The 16,987-nt window shown below is 67.9% G+C and carries 15 protein-coding genes; 3 read left to right on the top strand and 12 right to left on the bottom strand.

All coding sequences use genetic code 11. From position 1 onward, the window contains the following. Positions 1 to 10 precede the first annotated feature (10 nt). The 10 genes from ACU6XJ_RS03245 to ACU6XJ_RS03200 form a co-directional block, all read right to left on the bottom strand. Positions 11 to 661, bottom strand: a complete 651-nt coding sequence (locus tag ACU6XJ_RS03245; RefSeq protein WP_476306747.1) for a histidine phosphatase family protein — start codon at positions 659 to 661, stop codon at positions 11 to 13. Further along, entirely contained in the window at positions 661 to 1,719 is a 1,059-nt protein-coding gene (locus ACU6XJ_RS03240) for a phosphotransferase family protein (RefSeq protein ID WP_476306744.1), read from the bottom strand. The genes ACU6XJ_RS03245 and ACU6XJ_RS03240 overlap by 1 nt, the downstream gene beginning before the upstream one ends. Beyond that, a complete protein-coding gene (locus ACU6XJ_RS03235; RefSeq protein ID WP_476306742.1) occupies positions 1,716 to 2,465 on the bottom strand; it encodes an SDR family oxidoreductase in 750 nt (249 codons plus the stop codon). The genes ACU6XJ_RS03240 and ACU6XJ_RS03235 overlap by 4 nt, the downstream gene beginning before the upstream one ends. Continuing rightward, on the bottom strand, positions 2,462 to 3,265 hold the full coding sequence (locus ACU6XJ_RS03230; RefSeq protein ID WP_476306741.1) for an SDR family oxidoreductase: 804 nt from the start codon (positions 3,263 to 3,265) through the stop codon (positions 2,462 to 2,464). Before ACU6XJ_RS03230 ends, ACU6XJ_RS03235 begins: the two co-directional genes overlap by 4 nt. A 188-nt stretch (positions 3,266 to 3,453) precedes the next feature. After that, the gene (locus ACU6XJ_RS03225) at positions 3,454 to 4,035 is read right to left on the bottom strand and encodes a hypothetical protein (RefSeq protein ID WP_476306739.1); all 582 of its coding nucleotides are present in this window, start codon (positions 4,033 to 4,035) and stop codon (positions 3,454 to 3,456) included. Positions 4,036 to 4,256: 221 nt separating this feature from the next. Continuing rightward, the gene (locus ACU6XJ_RS03220) at positions 4,257 to 5,318 is read right to left on the bottom strand and encodes a hypothetical protein (protein ID WP_476306737.1); all 1,062 of its coding nucleotides are present in this window, start codon (positions 5,316 to 5,318) and stop codon (positions 4,257 to 4,259) included. 169 nt (positions 5,319 to 5,487) lie between these two features. Next, complete coding sequence (locus ACU6XJ_RS03215) at positions 5,488 to 6,387, bottom strand: hypothetical protein (RefSeq protein ID WP_476306735.1); 900 nt, start codon at positions 6,385 to 6,387, stop codon at positions 5,488 to 5,490. A 455-nt stretch (positions 6,388 to 6,842) separates the two neighbouring features. Then, positions 6,843 to 7,289, bottom strand: coding sequence for a hypothetical protein (locus tag ACU6XJ_RS03210; protein WP_476306732.1), 447 nt, complete (start codon positions 7,287 to 7,289; stop codon positions 6,843 to 6,845). 12 nt (positions 7,290 to 7,301) lie between these two features. Next, positions 7,302 to 8,198, bottom strand: coding sequence for a hypothetical protein (locus ACU6XJ_RS03205; protein WP_476306730.1), 897 nt, complete (start codon positions 8,196 to 8,198; stop codon positions 7,302 to 7,304). 53 nt (positions 8,199 to 8,251) lie between these two features. Continuing rightward, positions 8,252 to 9,181, bottom strand: coding sequence for a hypothetical protein (locus ACU6XJ_RS03200; protein ID WP_476306728.1), 930 nt, complete (start codon positions 9,179 to 9,181; stop codon positions 8,252 to 8,254). 357 nt (positions 9,182 to 9,538) lie between these two features. Here ACU6XJ_RS03200 and ggt point away from each other — a divergent pair, with 357 nt between their 5' ends. Continuing rightward, positions 9,539 to 11,350 (top strand): gamma-glutamyltransferase, encoded by a 1,812-nt coding sequence (gene ggt, locus ACU6XJ_RS03195; protein WP_476306725.1) that lies wholly within the window; start codon positions 9,539 to 9,541, stop codon positions 11,348 to 11,350. 48 nt (positions 11,351 to 11,398) lie between these two features. Here ggt and ACU6XJ_RS03190 read toward each other — a convergent pair whose 3' ends face one another. Next, positions 11,399 to 13,255: a zinc metalloprotease gene (locus tag ACU6XJ_RS03190; protein ID WP_476306723.1), complete on the bottom strand. Its 1,857-nt coding sequence runs from the start codon at positions 13,253 to 13,255 to the stop codon at positions 11,399 to 11,401. A gap of 656 nt (positions 13,256 to 13,911) precedes the next feature. Between ACU6XJ_RS03190 and ACU6XJ_RS03185 the strand changes: the two genes are divergently transcribed. Both ACU6XJ_RS03185 and ACU6XJ_RS03180 read left to right on the top strand, forming a co-directional pair. Beyond that, complete coding sequence (locus ACU6XJ_RS03185) at positions 13,912 to 14,628, top strand: hypothetical protein (protein WP_476306721.1); 717 nt, start codon at positions 13,912 to 13,914, stop codon at positions 14,626 to 14,628. Positions 14,629 to 14,637: 9 nt separating this feature from the next. Next, positions 14,638 to 14,907 (top strand): DUF6343 family protein, encoded by a 270-nt coding sequence (locus tag ACU6XJ_RS03180; protein ID WP_476306719.1) that lies wholly within the window; start codon positions 14,638 to 14,640, stop codon positions 14,905 to 14,907. Between the two features lie 9 nt (positions 14,908 to 14,916). Here ACU6XJ_RS03180 and ACU6XJ_RS03175 read toward each other — a convergent pair whose 3' ends face one another. Next, the gene (locus ACU6XJ_RS03175; protein ID WP_476313781.1) at positions 14,917 to 16,926 is read right to left on the bottom strand and encodes a neutral/alkaline ceramidase; all 2,010 of its coding nucleotides are present in this window, start codon (positions 16,924 to 16,926) and stop codon (positions 14,917 to 14,919) included. Positions 16,927 to 16,987 lie beyond the last annotated feature (61 nt).

Here is a 16,987-nt window from a genome sequence, read left to right as displayed (position 1 = left end):
TGCGGCTCCTCTAGCGATACGTGCGCAGCTCTCGGTGGCGGCCGTCGAAGTGGGCGTGGTCGTTGAAGGACAGGAGGCTGGCGCCGCCGCGTCCGTGTACGACCTTCGTTATGCCACAGTTGACTGAAACGCGGTTCAACGCAAGAAAAACTGGCGGGGGACCGCCGAGCAACGTCGCGCTCAGCGCCGCGATCACCCCGCCGGAGGTGAACACCACCGCGGTGCCGCCGGAGCCGAGTTCGGCGAGCAGGTCGGCCAGCGCCGCGCTCGCGGTGTCGGTGAAGTCGGAGTGGCTGCGCGCACAGGGTGAGTCGGCGCCCGCCTCGATCCAGCGGACCAGCGCGGCGTCCAGCACGTCCTGCGGCCTGCCGCCAACACCGTCGGCGAGTCCGTAGTGCGTGAGCAGGTCGAGGTGGTCGTACTCGTTCCACCGCTCATCCTCGCCCAGCGGAACATCCACACAGGACGCCGACAGGTAACCGGTCGCGGTGTCCCGCTGGCGGTTCAGCGTGCCGGTACGGACGATGTCCGGTACGACGCCGCGGTCGGTCAACGCCTCGGCGAGCACCTTGGCCTGCTCGGCGCCCACTGTGGACAGCACGTCGTAGTCGTCGGCGCCGAAGCTCGCCTGCCCGTGGCGTACCAGGTAGACGGCCGCCATCACCAGCGCCGCTTCTTGATCAACCTGCGGCAGCGCATGTCCAGGTAGCGGGCCCACAGCCCGAAGTGGCGAAACGCGGGGTTGTGGGTCTGGCCGTGGTAGTAGCGGTAGTAGATCTGCTGGGCGATCACCGCCAGCCGAAACTGGCCGAACACCTGGTAGAACAGCCAGTTCTCGGTGGAGAACCCCATCCGGTCGCAGTAGTACTCGACGACCTCGCGCCTGCTCGGCATGCCCGGCAGATGGGTGGGCTGCCGCCGCAGCCTGCGCGCGATGGCGTCGTCATCGGCCTGGATCCAGTACGCCATCGATCCGCCGAGGTCCATCAGCGGATCGCCCAGGGTGGACATTTCCCAGTCCAGGATGCCGTTGACGCGCAGCGGGTTCTCGGCGTCGAGTACGACGTTGTCGAAGCGGTAGTCGTTGTGGATCACGCAGGTGGCGACGTCGGCGGGCTCGTTGGCGGCGAGCCAGTCCATGACCTTCTCGCCGTTGGGGGAGCGTGGGGTGCGGGCCTTGCGGTAGCGGCGGGTCCAGCCCTCGACCTGGCGCCGCACATAGCCCGCGCCTTTGCCGAGGTCGCCGAGGCCCGCACTCGCCGGGTCGACCCGGTGCAGTTCGATCAACCGGTCGATCATCTCGAACGCCAGCTTTTTCGTCCGGTCCGCGGACAGGTCCCAGTCGGCGGGCGGGTTGGCCCGCAGGATGATGCCCGGCACCCGTTCCATCACGTAGAAGTCGCTGCCGATGACCTCGGCGTCGTGGCAGAACGCGAGCATCTCCGGCACATAGGGATACACCGGTTTGAGCTGCTTCTGCACCCGGTACTCGCGGCCCATGTCGTGCGCGGAGCTTGCCTTGGTGCCCTTGGGCGGGCGGCGCAGGATGAGGTCGCGGTCGGGGTAGGACAGCAGGTAGGTGAGGTTGGACGCGCCGCCGGAGAACTGCTTGACCTGCGGTTCACCCGCCAGGTCCGGTATCTGTGCGCGCAGCCACCGGTTGACCGCGCCGACGTTGAAGGAGTCTTCGGCGCGGACGGCCCGGATGGCCTCGCTCACGTCAGCCTCGCCACCACGTTCAGCGGCAGGTGCCGCAGCGCGAAGCTGAGCGGCTGCCACGGCCAGGCGGGCACGTAGGCGCGGACGGGTTCGCGTTCGATGGCCTTCACCAGCGCGCGGCAGCCGGTGTCGGTGTCCACCACGAGCGGCGTCTTCGGCGCCTTCTCGTTCATCTCGGAGCGGATGTAGCCCGGGAAGATCGTGCTGACCTTGATCTTCGTCTTGAGCAGGTCCGCGCGGATGCCCTCGGCGAGCGTGGCCAGCCCCGCCTTGGTGGCGGCGTAGGCGGTGATGTTGCCGCGCATGCCCCGCATCGCGCTGACCGAGGAGATCGCGACCAGGTGCCCGTGCCCCTGCTCGCGGAAGATCTGCACGGCCGCCTCGCACTGGGCCAGCGCGGCCACGAAGTTGGTCTGCGCGGTCTGCACGTTGGCGTAGAAGTACCCGGTCCCGATCGGCTGGCCCTTGCCGAGGCCCGCGTTGACGATCACGCGGTCAAGCGTGCCGAATTCCTCGCGGAAACCGGTGAACACCTCGAACACCTGGTCGTGATCGTTCACGTCCAGGGCCCGCAGGCTCACCGTGATGCCGGGGTGCTTGGCCAGCAGTTCGCCCTTCAGCGCCTCGAGCCGTTCGGTGCGGCGGGCGCAGAGCGCGAGGTTGCGCCCCTTGGCGGCGAACAGCCGGGCCATGCCCTCACCGAGCCCCGAACTGGCGCCGGTGATCAGGATGTTCTGCCGGGTCATCGGGTGCTCTCCTTGCGCTGGGTGCCGAGCCGCTGGGCCGCCTTGCCCATGATGAGTCTGAACAGCGCCGGGGACACTCGCTTGACCGCGTACATGACCTTGCCGTCCCGGTGGGTCTGCACCAGGAACCGCTTCTTCCGCACCGCCTCGAACACCGCCTCGGCGACGTCGTCCGCGGTGACCTTCGAGGCGGCCATGATCCGATCCAGCCGCTTCTTCGCGTCCGGGTCGGGCGAGCGCATGGTGTCGCCGAGGTTGGTCGGCACGAAGCCAGGGCACACCACGGTCGCGGTGACACCCGTCCCGCTGTATTCGTGCCGAAGCGTCTCGGTCAGTGCCAGTACCCCGGTCTTGCTGACGTTGTAGGAACTCATCGTGGGCGCGTTCATCAGCGCGGCCAGCGAGGCGATGTTGACGAAGTGCCCGCTGCCGTGCCTGCCGAACAGCGGCGCGAACGTGTGGCACCCGTTGATGACGCCCATCAGGTTGATGCTCAGGATCCAGTCCCAGTCGGCGAGGTCGGTGTCCGCGAACGCCCCGCCGGTCGCCACGCCCGCGTTGTTGACCAGCACGTCCAGCCCGCCCCACCGGTCCTCGCACCAGCTCCTTGCGGCCTGCCACGCCTCGCGGTCCCGCACGTCGAGTGCCCGGAACTCCACGCCGAGCTCATCGGCAGCCGCAGCCCCCGCCACCTCGTTGACGTCGGTGATCAGCACTCGCCACCCCGCGGCGGCATACCGGCGCGCGATCGCCTTCCCGAGCCCCGAAGCCCCGCCGGTGATCAGAATCCGCTTGCTCACGCTTCTCCCGCAGGTCCGAGCGGCCGACCACGATCATGACCCACCACGGCCACTCCCGTACCCGACCCCGCCACCAACCACGCAATCACCTGATTACCGGAGAGTAACTTGCGTGTCCACCCCACTCAACAACTCGGCACCCGACCCCGGACCCGAGTTGCAGCAGGCAGGGCTCCGGGAAGCTGCTGTCAGAGCATCGTGAGGATGTCCTTGAGCGATTGCAGGGTGTCTTCATCTTCGGCGTTGTCGGATGCGTCCGCCACCGCGATGCACGGTCCCGGGCTGTTCAGCCAGGCTTCGACCACATCCGCGTGGTCGTGCCGATATCCAGGGCGGATCTCCCAGCCAGACCCTGACCTGATCGCCTGCTCCTGAAGGCACTCCTGCAGATGCCCGGCACCCCCACGACGTGTGAGCGCGTTCTCCCATGTCGAGAGGTACGGGGTGAGGTCCTCACCGGACGCGCCGATGGCACACAGGACCGAGTGCACGTTAAGTGCACCCTGGTCGATGGGAAACCGAGCGAGGGCGTCCGCCCACAAGGCACGCCACAGATCGGTGATGGCTCGCTGCTCTGACTCGGCCCAGCCTCGCCACTGCGCGATCGGGAGCCTGCCGCTGAGCGATTCGAGATCGGTCAGGCCGCAGTCCTCGGTGACGGCGATGTGGAACAGCCGGGGAAGGAAGTACCGAAAGTCCTCCACACTGCCGACTGTTAACAGAACGTCGCCCGCATAGGACCAAAGTTCGTTGGCGGGGATCTCCCGCAACGTGTCGTGCGCCAGCAGTGTCCGCGCCTCCTCCTCCGTCCAGCAGTGAGAGCAGTAGTCGATTGTGCGCGGCCGAGGGCACGCAAACGCGGAGTACAGCTCTTCGACCGCCGCTCCTACCGCGGCCTGACCACCTCGCACCCGGGAATCCTGTCATCGCACGAGATCCGCCGCACCCGACTTTTGCTCCTCTGCGATGACGCCTGAAATCGATGAGGAGATCAGTTGATCTCGGCGTGGTGCTGGCGTTGTTCGCGGGAGCGTCGGCGAGCGTCGGCGAACTGCTGCAGGTAGCGCTCCCGGAAGCAGTTGTCGACCAGCGGAGCCGCGGGCCCTGGCGGCTCGATCACCTGTTTCGCCGACGCCTCGTCTGGTGCCTGGTCAGGGGAGGCCGCTACGGCGGCAAACGTTTCGTTGGGTTCGACTTCGGCGTCCTGCTCAGAGCGCTCGGCTTCGGCGGGTGCGGATTCGTCATCCGCGACAACCGGTTGGACGGGCTTCTGCGCAGAAGCGCCGGTTTTACCGGGCTCGGACCCGGGCTCCTCGGACATGGCTGCCTCGGGAGTTGGCCCTCCGGACTTGCTGACAGACACAGGGGGCGACCCCGCGGGCTCTGGCACAGCGTCGACGGCGGGCTTGTCTGGCTGCGTGGAAACTGCCCGCGCGGGTTCGGCGGGCGGGGAGTGCTCGGACTCGGCAGAGGCCGACCCATTCGCGGCGGTCGGGGCGGTCTTGGCCGACGGCTTCCTGCCGTTGCGCCGCGCGCGGCGAGCTTTCGCCGCCCGCTCGACATCGCGCGGTGTCGGGCGTTGGGCATCCGGCGTGGACTGCCGGGGCTCGGTAGCCGTGCTCTCGGCGGGTGCCGCATCTTGCTGATCGATCGACTCGCCTTGACCGGACCCGGCCGGAGATTCCGCGGCAGACGGCAGGCTCGCCGCTGCCGGGCGCTTGACATCCTGCTCGGGGAATTGGGGGCCGACCAGCGGTTCCTCGGCCTGCGGGCGCCTGCCGTCGGTGCGGGTGCCCGCGCCGGGCAGCTCCGGAGTCGGGTCGGTTCGGCGGTCGGCGGTGAGTTCGGTGAGATCCATCGGACCGGTGTGTTCCATCGCGGTGGGCGGCGAAGGAGGTGGTGCGTTTTCCCATTCGGTGGGCAGGTCGAAGGCCATGCCGAGGCCGCCGCGCAATCGCAGCATGGGGTAGAAGAACGTCACGCCCGTCAGCACGCATCCACAGAGGAACGAGGCCAGGCACAGCAGCACAATCAATCCGAGAGACCAGCCCATGGTGGGCCTCCTTGTTCGCAGACCTCGACACACGGATCACCCGCACGAGAACTGAGCCGTAAAGATTCGGAACACGATTGGGGTGTCTTTTCGGCGGTGGGGTTACGCGATGTCCCTGTCGCCAGGGCGAGCACCCCCGTCGTGCGCTCGCCCCACCCGAGAGCGGTGGTCAGGCCACCGCGCTCCTCGGCTTGGTCTTCCTGTTCCGCCCCGGCTGCTGGGCGGGAATCGGCTTCTTCGGCTCGGCGGCCTTATGCCCGTTCGTCGCCGCGGGCTGCTGTTCGGCATTCACCCGGCCATTTCCCTGCTGGGGTGGCGGGCCGACCTGACCGCAGGCATCGGAGATTGCGGCGTGGGCCGCTCCGAGCTGAACGGAGACCAATTGGTGGAGCTTTTCCAATTGCTCCCTTTTCTCCATGATTTCCGCGATGCGCCGCTTGGCTTCTTGGGCGGCCATGCGAATCAGGAATTCGGCTCGCTTGGCGCTGATGGCCTCGCGCTCGGACAGCTGCGCGTGCACGGCGTTCTGGTGGCGCTCGATCTTCTGCTCGAACTGGTGCTGCGCGGCGGTGATCCTTGCCTCGGCGTCCGCCTCCAGCTGATCGCACTGCTTGGCCGTCTGGATCATCAGGTGCTCGGCGTCCCGTTGCGCCTGCTCCATCGCGGCCTCGTGCTCCGCCTTCAGCTCATCGTGCAGCCGCTGGTAGTCCGCCTCAAGCCGCTCGGTCCGGTGCTGGTGCTCCGACTCCTGCTGAACTCGGCGTTCTTCCAGCTCAGTCGTCATCCTGGCGCACAGTTCGCGAGTTTCGACCGCCTCCTGCTCGGCCTGCTTGCGCAGCACGGAGACCTCGTGTTCGGCTTTGCGTCGCAGCGATGAGCTCTCGTCCTCCGCCAGCAACATCATCCGGCGCAGGCGCTCGCCCATGCCCGCCACCGTGTTCGGAGACATCTCCAAACGGTCGAGTCTCGCCCGGGCGTCCTCCAGGTCCTGCCGCGTGATCTCCAGCAGCTTCCGCAGGTTCTCGGCCTGCTTCAGCGCATCGGTCCGTTCCGTGGCGAGGACCTTCAATTGATCTTCGACGGATTCGACGTAATCGAGAACCTGCCGCCTGTGGAAGCCTCGGAGGGTCACTTCGAATCCGGGGTACAGAGGTACCACTTCATTCTCCCTCCCACTCATGACAGCAATTGAATCATGATTTGTGTGGCTTGTTGTGGTGTATATCTAACCGTTAGTTCGGATCTTGGTGGCCGCTTGGCCATTTTTGCCCTTCTGGAAAAGTCAATAGTCGTCTATTTCTGTCACGCAAAATGAGTACCCCTTGCCCGTCGGTACCAACCCGCAGTAAGATCAGCATCACCGGCGGTAATTCCCCTCAGTCACGGGATGCTCCGATCCGTCAACAAATCGAATCACTCTGTGGAGGGAGTGCCGGCTGCCCTCTGTATCCGGTTTCCCGGGCAGGTCGGTAGACGCTTACCGATTGTTGATCTTTGTGGGTTACCGACTTGTCATCTGCGCCGTTACCTGGGACTAGACCCTTCGGACCCGATCTGCTTGATCGAATCGGTGGTACAGCCGCCGCGCTGCTCTCGGTTTCTGGCCCTGGCCGCCGCGAAGCTGTCCAGGTATCGCCGCCGGAACTCGTCCTGATCCGGTTGTTCCGACGCGGCCGTTTCGACCACGAGCACAACGGGCGGGGAAGTCGGCTCCTCCTCCGTTTCCGCCCGGGCAGGCATCGGTTCCGCGATTGGTGCGGGTTCCACCGCCCGGGTGGATTCCGCAACTGCTTCACATTCTTCGCCCGGCCCCGGTGTGGCGACCGGTTCGGCGGAGGCCGGAATCGCAACGGATTCCACCGGCATCTGCCGTCTTCGCAGCAGCGGCACCGCCACGAAAAGCATTGTCAGGCCGACTCCGGTCAGGAATGAGACCAGGCAGGCCGCGAATAAGGCGGCTGCATCCGTCATATCAGGCGCCCCTCAGCCGACGAGAACGTCGATCTCGGGCCCGGCCTCGTCCCGGCCGCCCCAGGTGGGCTCCACGATGACCCGGGTGCTCATGCCCTCCACCGACACCCCGCGGGAGGCGAGGAACGCGCGGACCTGACCTGCCCGCTCCCTGGCCAATACGTCGCAGCGGTGCGAGGCGGTTTCCCCGGACCAGGCGTAGCTGACGAGCTTCAGCCGCGCCTTGGGCGCGCCCAGCAGGAGGTTCGCCAACCCGTCCTGGACCAGGGCGCCGTTGCCCGCGAACGCGTGGCCACCTGGCGTGAACGTGATGCCCTTGGCGCCCGCCTCGCTGAACAGCTTCTTCACCGCGATCTGCAGCGCGGTCGCGTCGAGCGTGCCGTCCCGCAGGTACGGCGAAAGCCGCAACTGGCTGTCCAGCGCTGCCGTGGGCGCCGCCGCTCGGCCCGCCGCTTCGAGCCGGGCCGACTGCGCCTGGTCGAACACCGTGCCCGCTATCCGCAACCGGTCTGCCTGCCAGTCCACAGTGAACTGCTTGAGGTCCTCTGCCAGCACCGCGGTGACCAGGCCACTGGCGGTGGCCGGGTCGGCGGGCAGCCGGTGTTCCGGCCCGCTGGTCACGTTGATGATCAGCTCCCGGCCCCGGGCCTGCTGCGTGATGACGCCGCGCAACTGCTCCTCGCTGCTCTTGGCCGCGGTCTGCGCCCGAACCGACACCGTGTTGCCGTCGATGCTCATGCTCAGCGGACGGGTCGTCGCGCTCGACCCGGTCTCGGCGGCCTGCCGGACCGTCGGACCCGACGGCACGAACTGCGCGGCCAGGGTCACCAACGCGGGAACGGCGACGACGGCCACCGCCAGCGGGATCCACCTGACCGTGCGTCGCGTGGAGTCGCGTGGAGGGGACATGGCCGATCACCGCCATCTGCATAAGTCGGATAACACGGGTTCTCAATTCCTTCTCACGCCACGACCGGATTCTGCTGCTCCGGAATGTAGGTACCTGTCGAGTTGCTGTTCGTGAGCTGAATCTGCTCACCCGTCTCCTGCCGCGGAATCGGCTGGTCCACCGCTTCCGCCTCGGTCAGCGCGATGTATGCGGTGGAAACCTGAGAGGTGACAAGGCGCTTCAGTTCGGTGAGCTCGATCAACCGTTCATTGATGTCGGCAATACGCCGCCTGGCTTCCTGCGCGGCCACCGCGATGAGGAAGTTGGCCCGCGCGGTGCTCATCGCCTCGCGTTCGGCGAGCTTCTCCTCCACCACCTGGGCGCGATAGGCCACCGAGCCCTGGAACTCCTGCTCGGCGCGTTCGATCCGCGACTCGGACTCCGCCTCGTACCGGTCGCACTGCTCGGCGGTCTCCCGCATGAGCCGCTGGGCGTCGGACTCGACCTGCTCCATCGCGGCGCGGTGCTCGGCGAGCAGCGCGTCCTTCAGCTGCTGGTACTCGTCGGCAAGCTCGGTGCTCCGCTGCGCGTGCTCCCGCTCCAGCCGCGCCTCGCGTTCGTCCAGCTCAGCGGAGCGGCGCGCGGCCTCCTCGCGGGAGGCGGCGGCCTCCTGCTCGGCCTGTTCACGGAGGTGGACCGCCTCCTCCTCGGCCTTGTGGCGCAGGGTCACGCTCTCGTCCTCGGCGAGCATCATCATCCGCCGCAGGCCCTCGGTGAGGCCCGCGACCGTGCTCGGCGAGGACTCCAGGCGGTCCAGCCGCTGCCGGGCGTCCTCGAGGTCCTGCCGGGTCATGTCCAGCAGCCTGCGCAGGTTCTCCGCCTGCTTCAGGGCGTCGCTGCGCTCCTCCCCGAGGAGCTTGACCTGCTCTTCAAGCGACTCAACGTGATCCAGGACCTGCCGACGATGGAAACCGCGGAAGGATGTGTCGAATCCGGGGTGCATCGGTATCACTGTGCTGCTCCTTCCGCGACAAGGAATCCGATCCGGTCAAAATCAGTATCGTGGGCTGTGCATCGTGCCGAGAAATTGATCACCAATAGGTAGTTCACCGCAGCAATAGCAATCGCCCTAGTCCCCACTCCGGGGATCACGCGAAATGGCAATGGGATCACTCGTTGAGTGTGAATCTGAGAGATCATGTTCACGGCCCGTGAAACGTGAACCACGATCGATACTCCAACCTCATGAAACAGCCGATCACACGTTGGAGAGCCGGTCGGCCGCTTGCACGGCGGCTCCGACTGCGGGACGGTGCGAGGGTCACGCGCGCCTGACAGCAGGGTTTTTGGGGGAGGGGTCATGATCAACCGATCGTCACGATACCGTTTCACCGCGGCGCTGTTCGCCGTGGTGGTGGCGGCGGGCCTGGTGGCCACACCGCAGGCCGCCGCCAAGGGCAAGCAGCCGACCGCGGTCGGCCACGGCGGGGCCGTGTCCAGCGTCGACTACGACGCCTCGAGGATCGGGATGGACGTGCTGCGACGCGGCGGCAACGCCGTCGACGCGGCGATCGCCACCGCGGCCGCCGTCGGGGTGACCGAGCCGTACTCGGCGGGCGTCGGCGGCGGTGGCTTCTTCATGTACTACCAGGCCTCCACCGGTCGCGTGTACACCATCGACGGACGCGAGAAGGCGCCCGCGACCATGCGTGAGGACTCGTTCATCGACCCGGCCACCGGCAAGGCGCTGCCCACTCAGGACGCGGTCAACTCCGGGCTCTCGGTCGGCGTGCCCGGCACGCCCGCGACCTGGGCCGCCGCCCAGCGGCGCTGGGGTACCAAGAGCATGCGGACGCTGTTGCAGCCCTCGATCGACCTGGCGCGCAGGGGCTTCGTCGTGGACCAGACCTTCACCGACCAGACTGCGGCCAACGCCAAGCGGTTCGCCGCGGTCGCGCCCACCGCCGAGCTGTTCCTCCCGGGCGGCGCCCCGCCTCAGCCCGGCACCCGCTTCCGCAATCCGGCTCTCGCCGACACCTATGAGCTGCTCACCCGCGGCACCCACGCCTTCTACCACGGGGCGATGGCCGAGGACATCGTGCGGACCGTGCAGCATCCGCCGACGGTGCCGGGTTCGGGCATGTACTTCCGCCCCGGGCTGATGCGGACGTCGGACCTGGCGGCCTACCGCACCACCGACCGGGCGCCGACCAAGGTCGACTACCGGGGGTTGCAGGTGTACGGGATGGCGCCGCCGTCCTCCGGCGGTACCACCGTGGGTGAGGCGTTGAACATCCTGTCCCGCTTCGACCTCGCCGCCGAGGGCAAGACGATGGCCCTGCACCGGTACTTGGATGCCAGCAGGCTGGCCTTCGCCGACCGCAACCGCTGGGTCGGCGACCCGCGGTGGATGACGACCACCCCCGACCGCCTGCTCTCGCCGGAGGTGGCGGACCAGCGCGCGTGCCTGATGAAGGACGACACCGCGGTCGCGCACCCCGCGGCCTGGGTGGATGTCAACAACGTGCCGTCCTGCGGCGACGCCCGGCCCGCGGCGGTGAACAGCGCCTACGAGGGCCCGTCGACCACCCACCTGACCACGGCGGACCGCTGGGGCAACGTGGTGGCGTACACGCTGACCATCGAAGCCACCGGCGGCAGCGCGCTGACCGTGCCGGGGCGCGGGTTCCTGCTGAACAACGAGCTGACAGACTTCGACCTGGAGCCGCTGCAGCCCGGCGTGCCGGACCCGAACCTGCCCGCGGGCGGCAAGACCCCGCGCAGCAGCATGTCGCCGACGATCGTGCTGCGTGACGGCAAGGCGGTCGGCGCGATCGGCTCGCCCGGCGGCGCCACGATCATCACCACCGTGCTGCAGATCTTGATGTACCGCATCGACCTGGGCATGTCCCTGCCCGACGCGGTCGCGGCGGCTCGCCTCACCCAGCGCAACCGCGCCAAGACCGAGGTGGAGTCGCCGTTCCTGAAGTCCGCCGAGCACGACGCGCTCAAGGCCAAGGGCCACCAGTTCGAACTCGCCGCCACCACCTTCCACCCTGACCCGGAGATCGGCGCGGTCGCCGCCATCGAGTTCCTCCCCGACGGCCGGGTTCAGGCGGTCGCCGAACCCACCCGCCGAGGAGGCGGCAGCGCGCTCGTCCAGTACCCGTGATCATGAAGGGGGCTTTCGCCACGCCGGTGGCGACAGCCCCCTTGCGAGTCAGGTCGTGTAGGTCTGGGCCAGGTCGCGGGTGTGTTCGGCGGTGTGCGGGTCGAAGTTGGCGAGCGCTCGGGTGTCGAGGCTGGTCAACAGTTCGACCGCGCGGTCGGGGTCGCCGTCGGCGGAGGTGAAGCGGCCGTCGGTGTAACGCAGCGAAGGACGTCCGGCGTGGATGCCTTCGGCGCGCACGATGGCGGCGGCCACCGGGTCGGCGGTGCCGGACCGGGCGGTGCGGCGCTCGCAGAGTTCCAGCAGCGAGTCGTGTGCCTTCTCAAGGCAGTCGCTGCCGCCGAGGGCGAACCAGGCGCCGACGTCGGAGCGGAACAGGGTCATCGCGTCGCGTTCCTCGTCCATGCCGAGCGGGTGGGCCACCCGCAGCCGGAGGGCCTCGCCGCGGATCACCAACTCGACGACCTCCCCGGCCGCGTTGCGGCTGTTGAAGCCGAGCAGCGGGATGATCTCGTACTCGCCGGGCTCGGCGAAGGCGAAGCCTGCGGAGCCGAAGGTGAGGTTGAGGTTGTTGCGCAGCGTCTCCTGAGGCCCCAGCGTCGAGATCTCCGCCGCGCTGAGGTCGAAGCAGCGCTGCATGATCGGCACGAACGGCACGGCGTCCACCAGGCCGGAGGCGACGCCGCCGCGACGCCTGCGGACCAGGATCTCCAGGAAGCCCGCCTTCGGGTCCAGCACCTCGGGCGGCAACTCGATGGCCTCCTCGCCGAGGTTCTGCAGGCTGATCTCCAGGAACACCGGCTGGCCGAAGGCGAAGATCGGGCCCGCCGCGGGCGGGGTGAGGGCCAGGCGGAAGCCGGGCAGCGGCACCTCGGGTACATACGGCGAATAGCCGCCGGTGCCCTCCGCCCAGTAGTTGATCGAGTGGAACGCCGCGCCGCCCGGGATCAGCGCCGACCTCGGCGCGTGCCGCAGGAACTCCAGTTCGTCGGAGTCGAAGGTGAAGTTGAACTTCTTCCAGAACTCCTCTGCCTTGTTGCCGCCGAGGTAGCGCCAGTCGTAGTTCATGAACGACGTGGAGTCGGCGCGCCCCACGGCGCGCTCGAAGCGGTGCGCGAGGTTCAGGGCGTGACCCAACTCGTGCACAGTGGTCTGGATGATCTTGCGGTCGGTGTCGGTCGGGATCAGCTTGCGGATCTCGCTGACGAACACCGCCGCGCCCTGCCTGGGCAGTTCGTCGGCGGAGTCGAACATGATCCCGAGCAGCCCGCCGCGGGTGGTCTTGGACAGCATCAGCAGGTGCAGTTCCCACAGCGGCGAGGTCAGCGCGGTCTGCGCCGTGTCGGCCATCAGGTCGTGCAGCAGTGTGAAGATGGTGGAGCCGTTCCAGCCCTGGGGCTGCGCCGGGATGTCGGTGCGCGTGCCGACCTCGTGCACCTCGAAGCCCGCTCGGGACACGCATTCCTCGAAGGTGTGGGTCGATCCGTTCACCGCCACCGCGCCGGGCAGTGTGACCTGCTGTTCGACCTCCATCTCCACGCCCAGCTTGCGCAGCGTGTCGCCCGCCCGGCGCACGTCGACCTCGATGTCGGCGCCCGGCGGGAGTCCCTGCAGCCGCTTGTCCAGCCGGAACGTCGCGGCCAGCACACCGTTCTCCGCGGTCTCGGCGAGTGCGACCGAGCCGGTGCAGACCTCGCCGTTGCTGTCCTGCCAGACCGCCGACCACCGGTCGTCGTCCAACGTGATCTTCGTGCCAGGTGCGGTGCGCACGGAGGCGACGTAGTGGTTGTCGTTGCGGTAGACATCGGCGCTGACCACTCCGGCGCCGTGCTCGTCCAGTCGTAGATCCACGAATAGTTGATCGTTCTTGCCCTCGTACCGACCGTCAGCCGTCTTCACCCCGGTCATCGCGAGCACCTCCCCATGTCGCTGATTCGGGGATTCGACGCTCCTCGTTTAATCACGTTCCGTCAATCGGCCGTAACGGTCTGCTCACCGTAATGGCATCGGGCCGGCATGGTTTCGTGATAGTTGACGGCGCTATCCGGAATGCGGTGGAAATTGCCGAAGAAGGCCGAAGGTAGGGAAATTCTCGACCGAGGAAAAGTTGGTTGCCGCTCCACCCCCGAACGGAGTGGGTATGCCGACAAGCGATCAGCGCAGGTGGGAGTGGGTATCGTGAACCCCGGGGGAGCCGGTCGGTGCGGCCTGTGGAAACGCACCGACCGGCTCACTAAACTGCGCCAGCATCACAGGACGGCCGGGACGGCGGCGTCTGCCGACAACGGGGGAGCGGCTCGGCAGTATGTCCGTGCTGTGCAGCAACGTTTTCGTACCTGAAGCATTACTCAGACTTCACTTCCGATCTAATCCCTCCCTGGCATAACTCGCACACTATGCACCCTCTTACCCGTTTCGAGATGCGTCGCGAGGCGTAATGCACGATTTGATCGTTGCATTTAGTAGTCGCGTATCACCGTGAGTTGACCCTTCGGGGCCTAGATATGCCCGCCGACTTCCCCCACGATCGTCTGTGCAGGATTCTTTGACCCGGGGAGCGGTGGATGCTGTCCAAGCGACAGGAACTGGTGGCGCTCTGGGATGTCGCGATGGCCCGCCGAGGCCCGCGGCGTGTGCTGGCTTTCGCCATCTCGCTGCTCGTGTTGTGCTGGCTGACCGGCACCTTCGTTGCCGCGTACCGACAGACTTCGACGTCACCGCTGGACATCGCGCGGAGCCTGCTCGGCTGGCTGGGCATCGACGTGACCGCGGCGTTGAATCGTCCGGCGGAATGGCTGGCCGACCCGATACGACGAACAGCGATGATTGGTGTTGCCTACATCGGCGGATTGTGTTGGGCGGCGACCGGTGCGCGCACGCAGTTGTCCGGACAATTCGGCTGGCTCGCGGTGATGCTCGCGGCGCAAGGAATTGGCTATCAGGCGGCGCTATATCGGGCACTCGGCGCGATGGCCGTATTCATGCTCGCGCTATGGGCACTCGCCTCGCTCAACCGTCGACCATTCGTCGATCGTCGAATCACGCTGGTGTCGAGGGATGTGGCCACCGCCGCCGTCACCGCGGCGGCGCTCACCGCCACCGTGCCGCTGCTCGCACCGGCCATGGTGGTATCCCGCCTGGTGGGGCCGTATCTGACCCGCCCGCCCACGCGGGTGCGGCCCGCTATCCCGGTGCACCTGATCCCGCCGCCCCGCGGGGCACCCGGCCCGTCGGTCAGGCCGCGGCAGCGGATCGGTTCCGACAGCGACGCCTCGGGGTAGCCCTCGGTCATGGAACGCCCACGTCCGGACTACAGCAAGGGCCTGCCCGATTACCACGACCCGACCGCGGGCTTCGGCGGCGCCGCCCCCGCCCGCAGCGCCCTGACGCTGCGCCTGTGGCTCGCAGGCTTCGGACTCGTCTTCTGTATTGGCGCCGCGATCTTCGCCGCCCGGACCGACCTGGACTGGCTGACCATCACCCTGATCGTGCTGGCCGTGATCGCCGCCATCGACCTGTGCTGGGTGGCCTACCGCAAGTACCGCGGCGAACCCGGCTGAACCCGTCCTTCACCCGGCCCGGACGGTGAACGCGGGACTGGTGCCGGTGATGGGCGTGATCCTGCCGGTGAGTGACTTGGCGTCACCGCGGTAGACGACGCGATAGGTGCCGGGCGGTGTGCCTGAGGGGATGTCCCAGGTGATGGTGACGGTGGAGGCCGCGATGCCGCGGCGGGACCAGGCGAACTTCGTTGACCAGTCGCCGTCGTCGGCCACGGTGCGCCAGCCGTCATCGAGGCGCTGGACCTCCAGGTATGTGCCGCCGCGGTGCAGGTCGTTGTTGGGATGGGCGCCAGAGAACTGCACCCGCACCTGCTCCCCGACCCGATAGGAAGCGTTCGGCGCGGTGATCACGGCGCCGAACCCGGGCCCGAAGGCATCGGAGTCCAGCACCACCCCCGGCTGCAACGACGCCGGATGCGCGCCCGCGTCCGGGCGGGGTCCGACCGCGGAGGCCCGACCGTCGCGCAGATCGCCCGCGATTCGGGCGAACTCCTGCTGGTAGGCGGGCAGCGCCCACCGGCCGTACATGCTGTGGCCGCCCTCGTAGTCCTGCTGGTCGTACTCCTCCGGCGTGGTCAGATAGCCCGCGTAGTCGTTGGCATAACCCGCAAGCACCACCTGCTCCACGGGGACGCCCACCTGCGCGGCGACCGTGCGGCGTAGCCGCAGCCCCGACATGATCGTCGCCTCCTGCGGCAGCCCCACCAGGTACAGGTCGCCGATCCGCACCAGTTGCAGCGGCAGAGCACGGGCCGTCCAGCCGAGCGCCCCCGGCGCGAGCAGGATGTCCTTGGGCGCCTGGCACTCCCGCAGTTGTGGCGACGCGACGTAGAGCGCCTTGCTGACCAGGCCGATCAGCGGGTTGTTCCCGGCGCCTTCCTTGAAGATCCCCGGACCGGGGCCGTCCTCGGTGCTGCCCGCCGCGAAGCTCGCGCCCAGCGCCGCCTGACAGGTGTGTTGTTCGCCCGCCCCGCTGAACTCCGGTCGCACCGCGACGTTCTCCATGTCCACATAGGACAGCCGGGAGTCGATGGCGCCGGTGAGCGCTCGCTGCGGACCGTTGATCAGGTTCCTGGCGGCCTCGAACTGGCGGCTGCCGATGATGCGGGTGTTGGCGAACTGGTCCTCGGTCGGCCCGGTGCCAGGCTTCAGCACCAGGTTCGGCGACATGTCGCCCGCGTTGGTCTGCGCGAACGCCGCGACGAAGCCCGGTTCGCCCGCGCGGTAGTCCACCCCCGCGACCTCGCGTTCCCAGTGGTAGGCCGCATATCCCTTGTTGTCCCCGCTGATCAGCGTGTTCTCGCCGGTCAGGCTGGTGTTGTGGGTGGCGAACCAGTTCAGCGCACCGACCGGGCTACCGCCCCGATCGAACCGCAGCAGCGTGGTGGTGGGGTCGATGCCCTGCGGGAACGCGTCCTTGTCGGGATTGCGGTTGAACGCCCGGCGCGACCGGTTGACGCTCGCGTCGGTCAGGGTGCCGGTGGCCGTGGACAGGGTGCCGGGGGCGAGATCGTCGTGGGCCCGGTTCACCGACTCGACGATGCCCGCCACGATGGCGTCGAAGGTCTTGCCGTGAAAGCCCAGCGTGGTGATGTTGTAGAGGGTGTAGTGCGAATACCCGCCGGGGCCCGCGTGGGTGTGGGTGGCGGTGAGCAGCAGGTTCTCATCCGTGTACAGGTTGCCGTGGCGTGCTGCCAGCCGGGACAGCACGGCCTGCTTGACGCTGCCGAAGACCTGGCCTAGGTCCGCGGTCACCAGTGCGACCCGCTTGCCGCCCGCTTGGTCCACGGCGATGAACGCGCGGGAGCGCTGACGCAGGTGGATGCCCGCTGTTCGCTGCTCCGGGCGGGCGTATCCCATCATGCCGTTTTCGGCGGGTTCGCCGGTGATGTCGGCGATGCCCCGGCCCACCAGGTACGGCTCCGGCGCCGCCGTCGCCGGGCCGCTGATCAACACCGCCGCGCCCGCGACCGCCGCGAGCAGCAGGGTTGTCACCTCGCGCAGCCTTGCCCTCATCGCCACCGGTCCTCCCGCGGAAGTCGACAATTCTGACGCTAGCCCATCCGGCTGAGAATGC

This window comes from Actinorectispora metalli, assembly GCF_056323685.1.
This window is presented reverse-complemented; position numbering and strand designations above follow the sequence as displayed.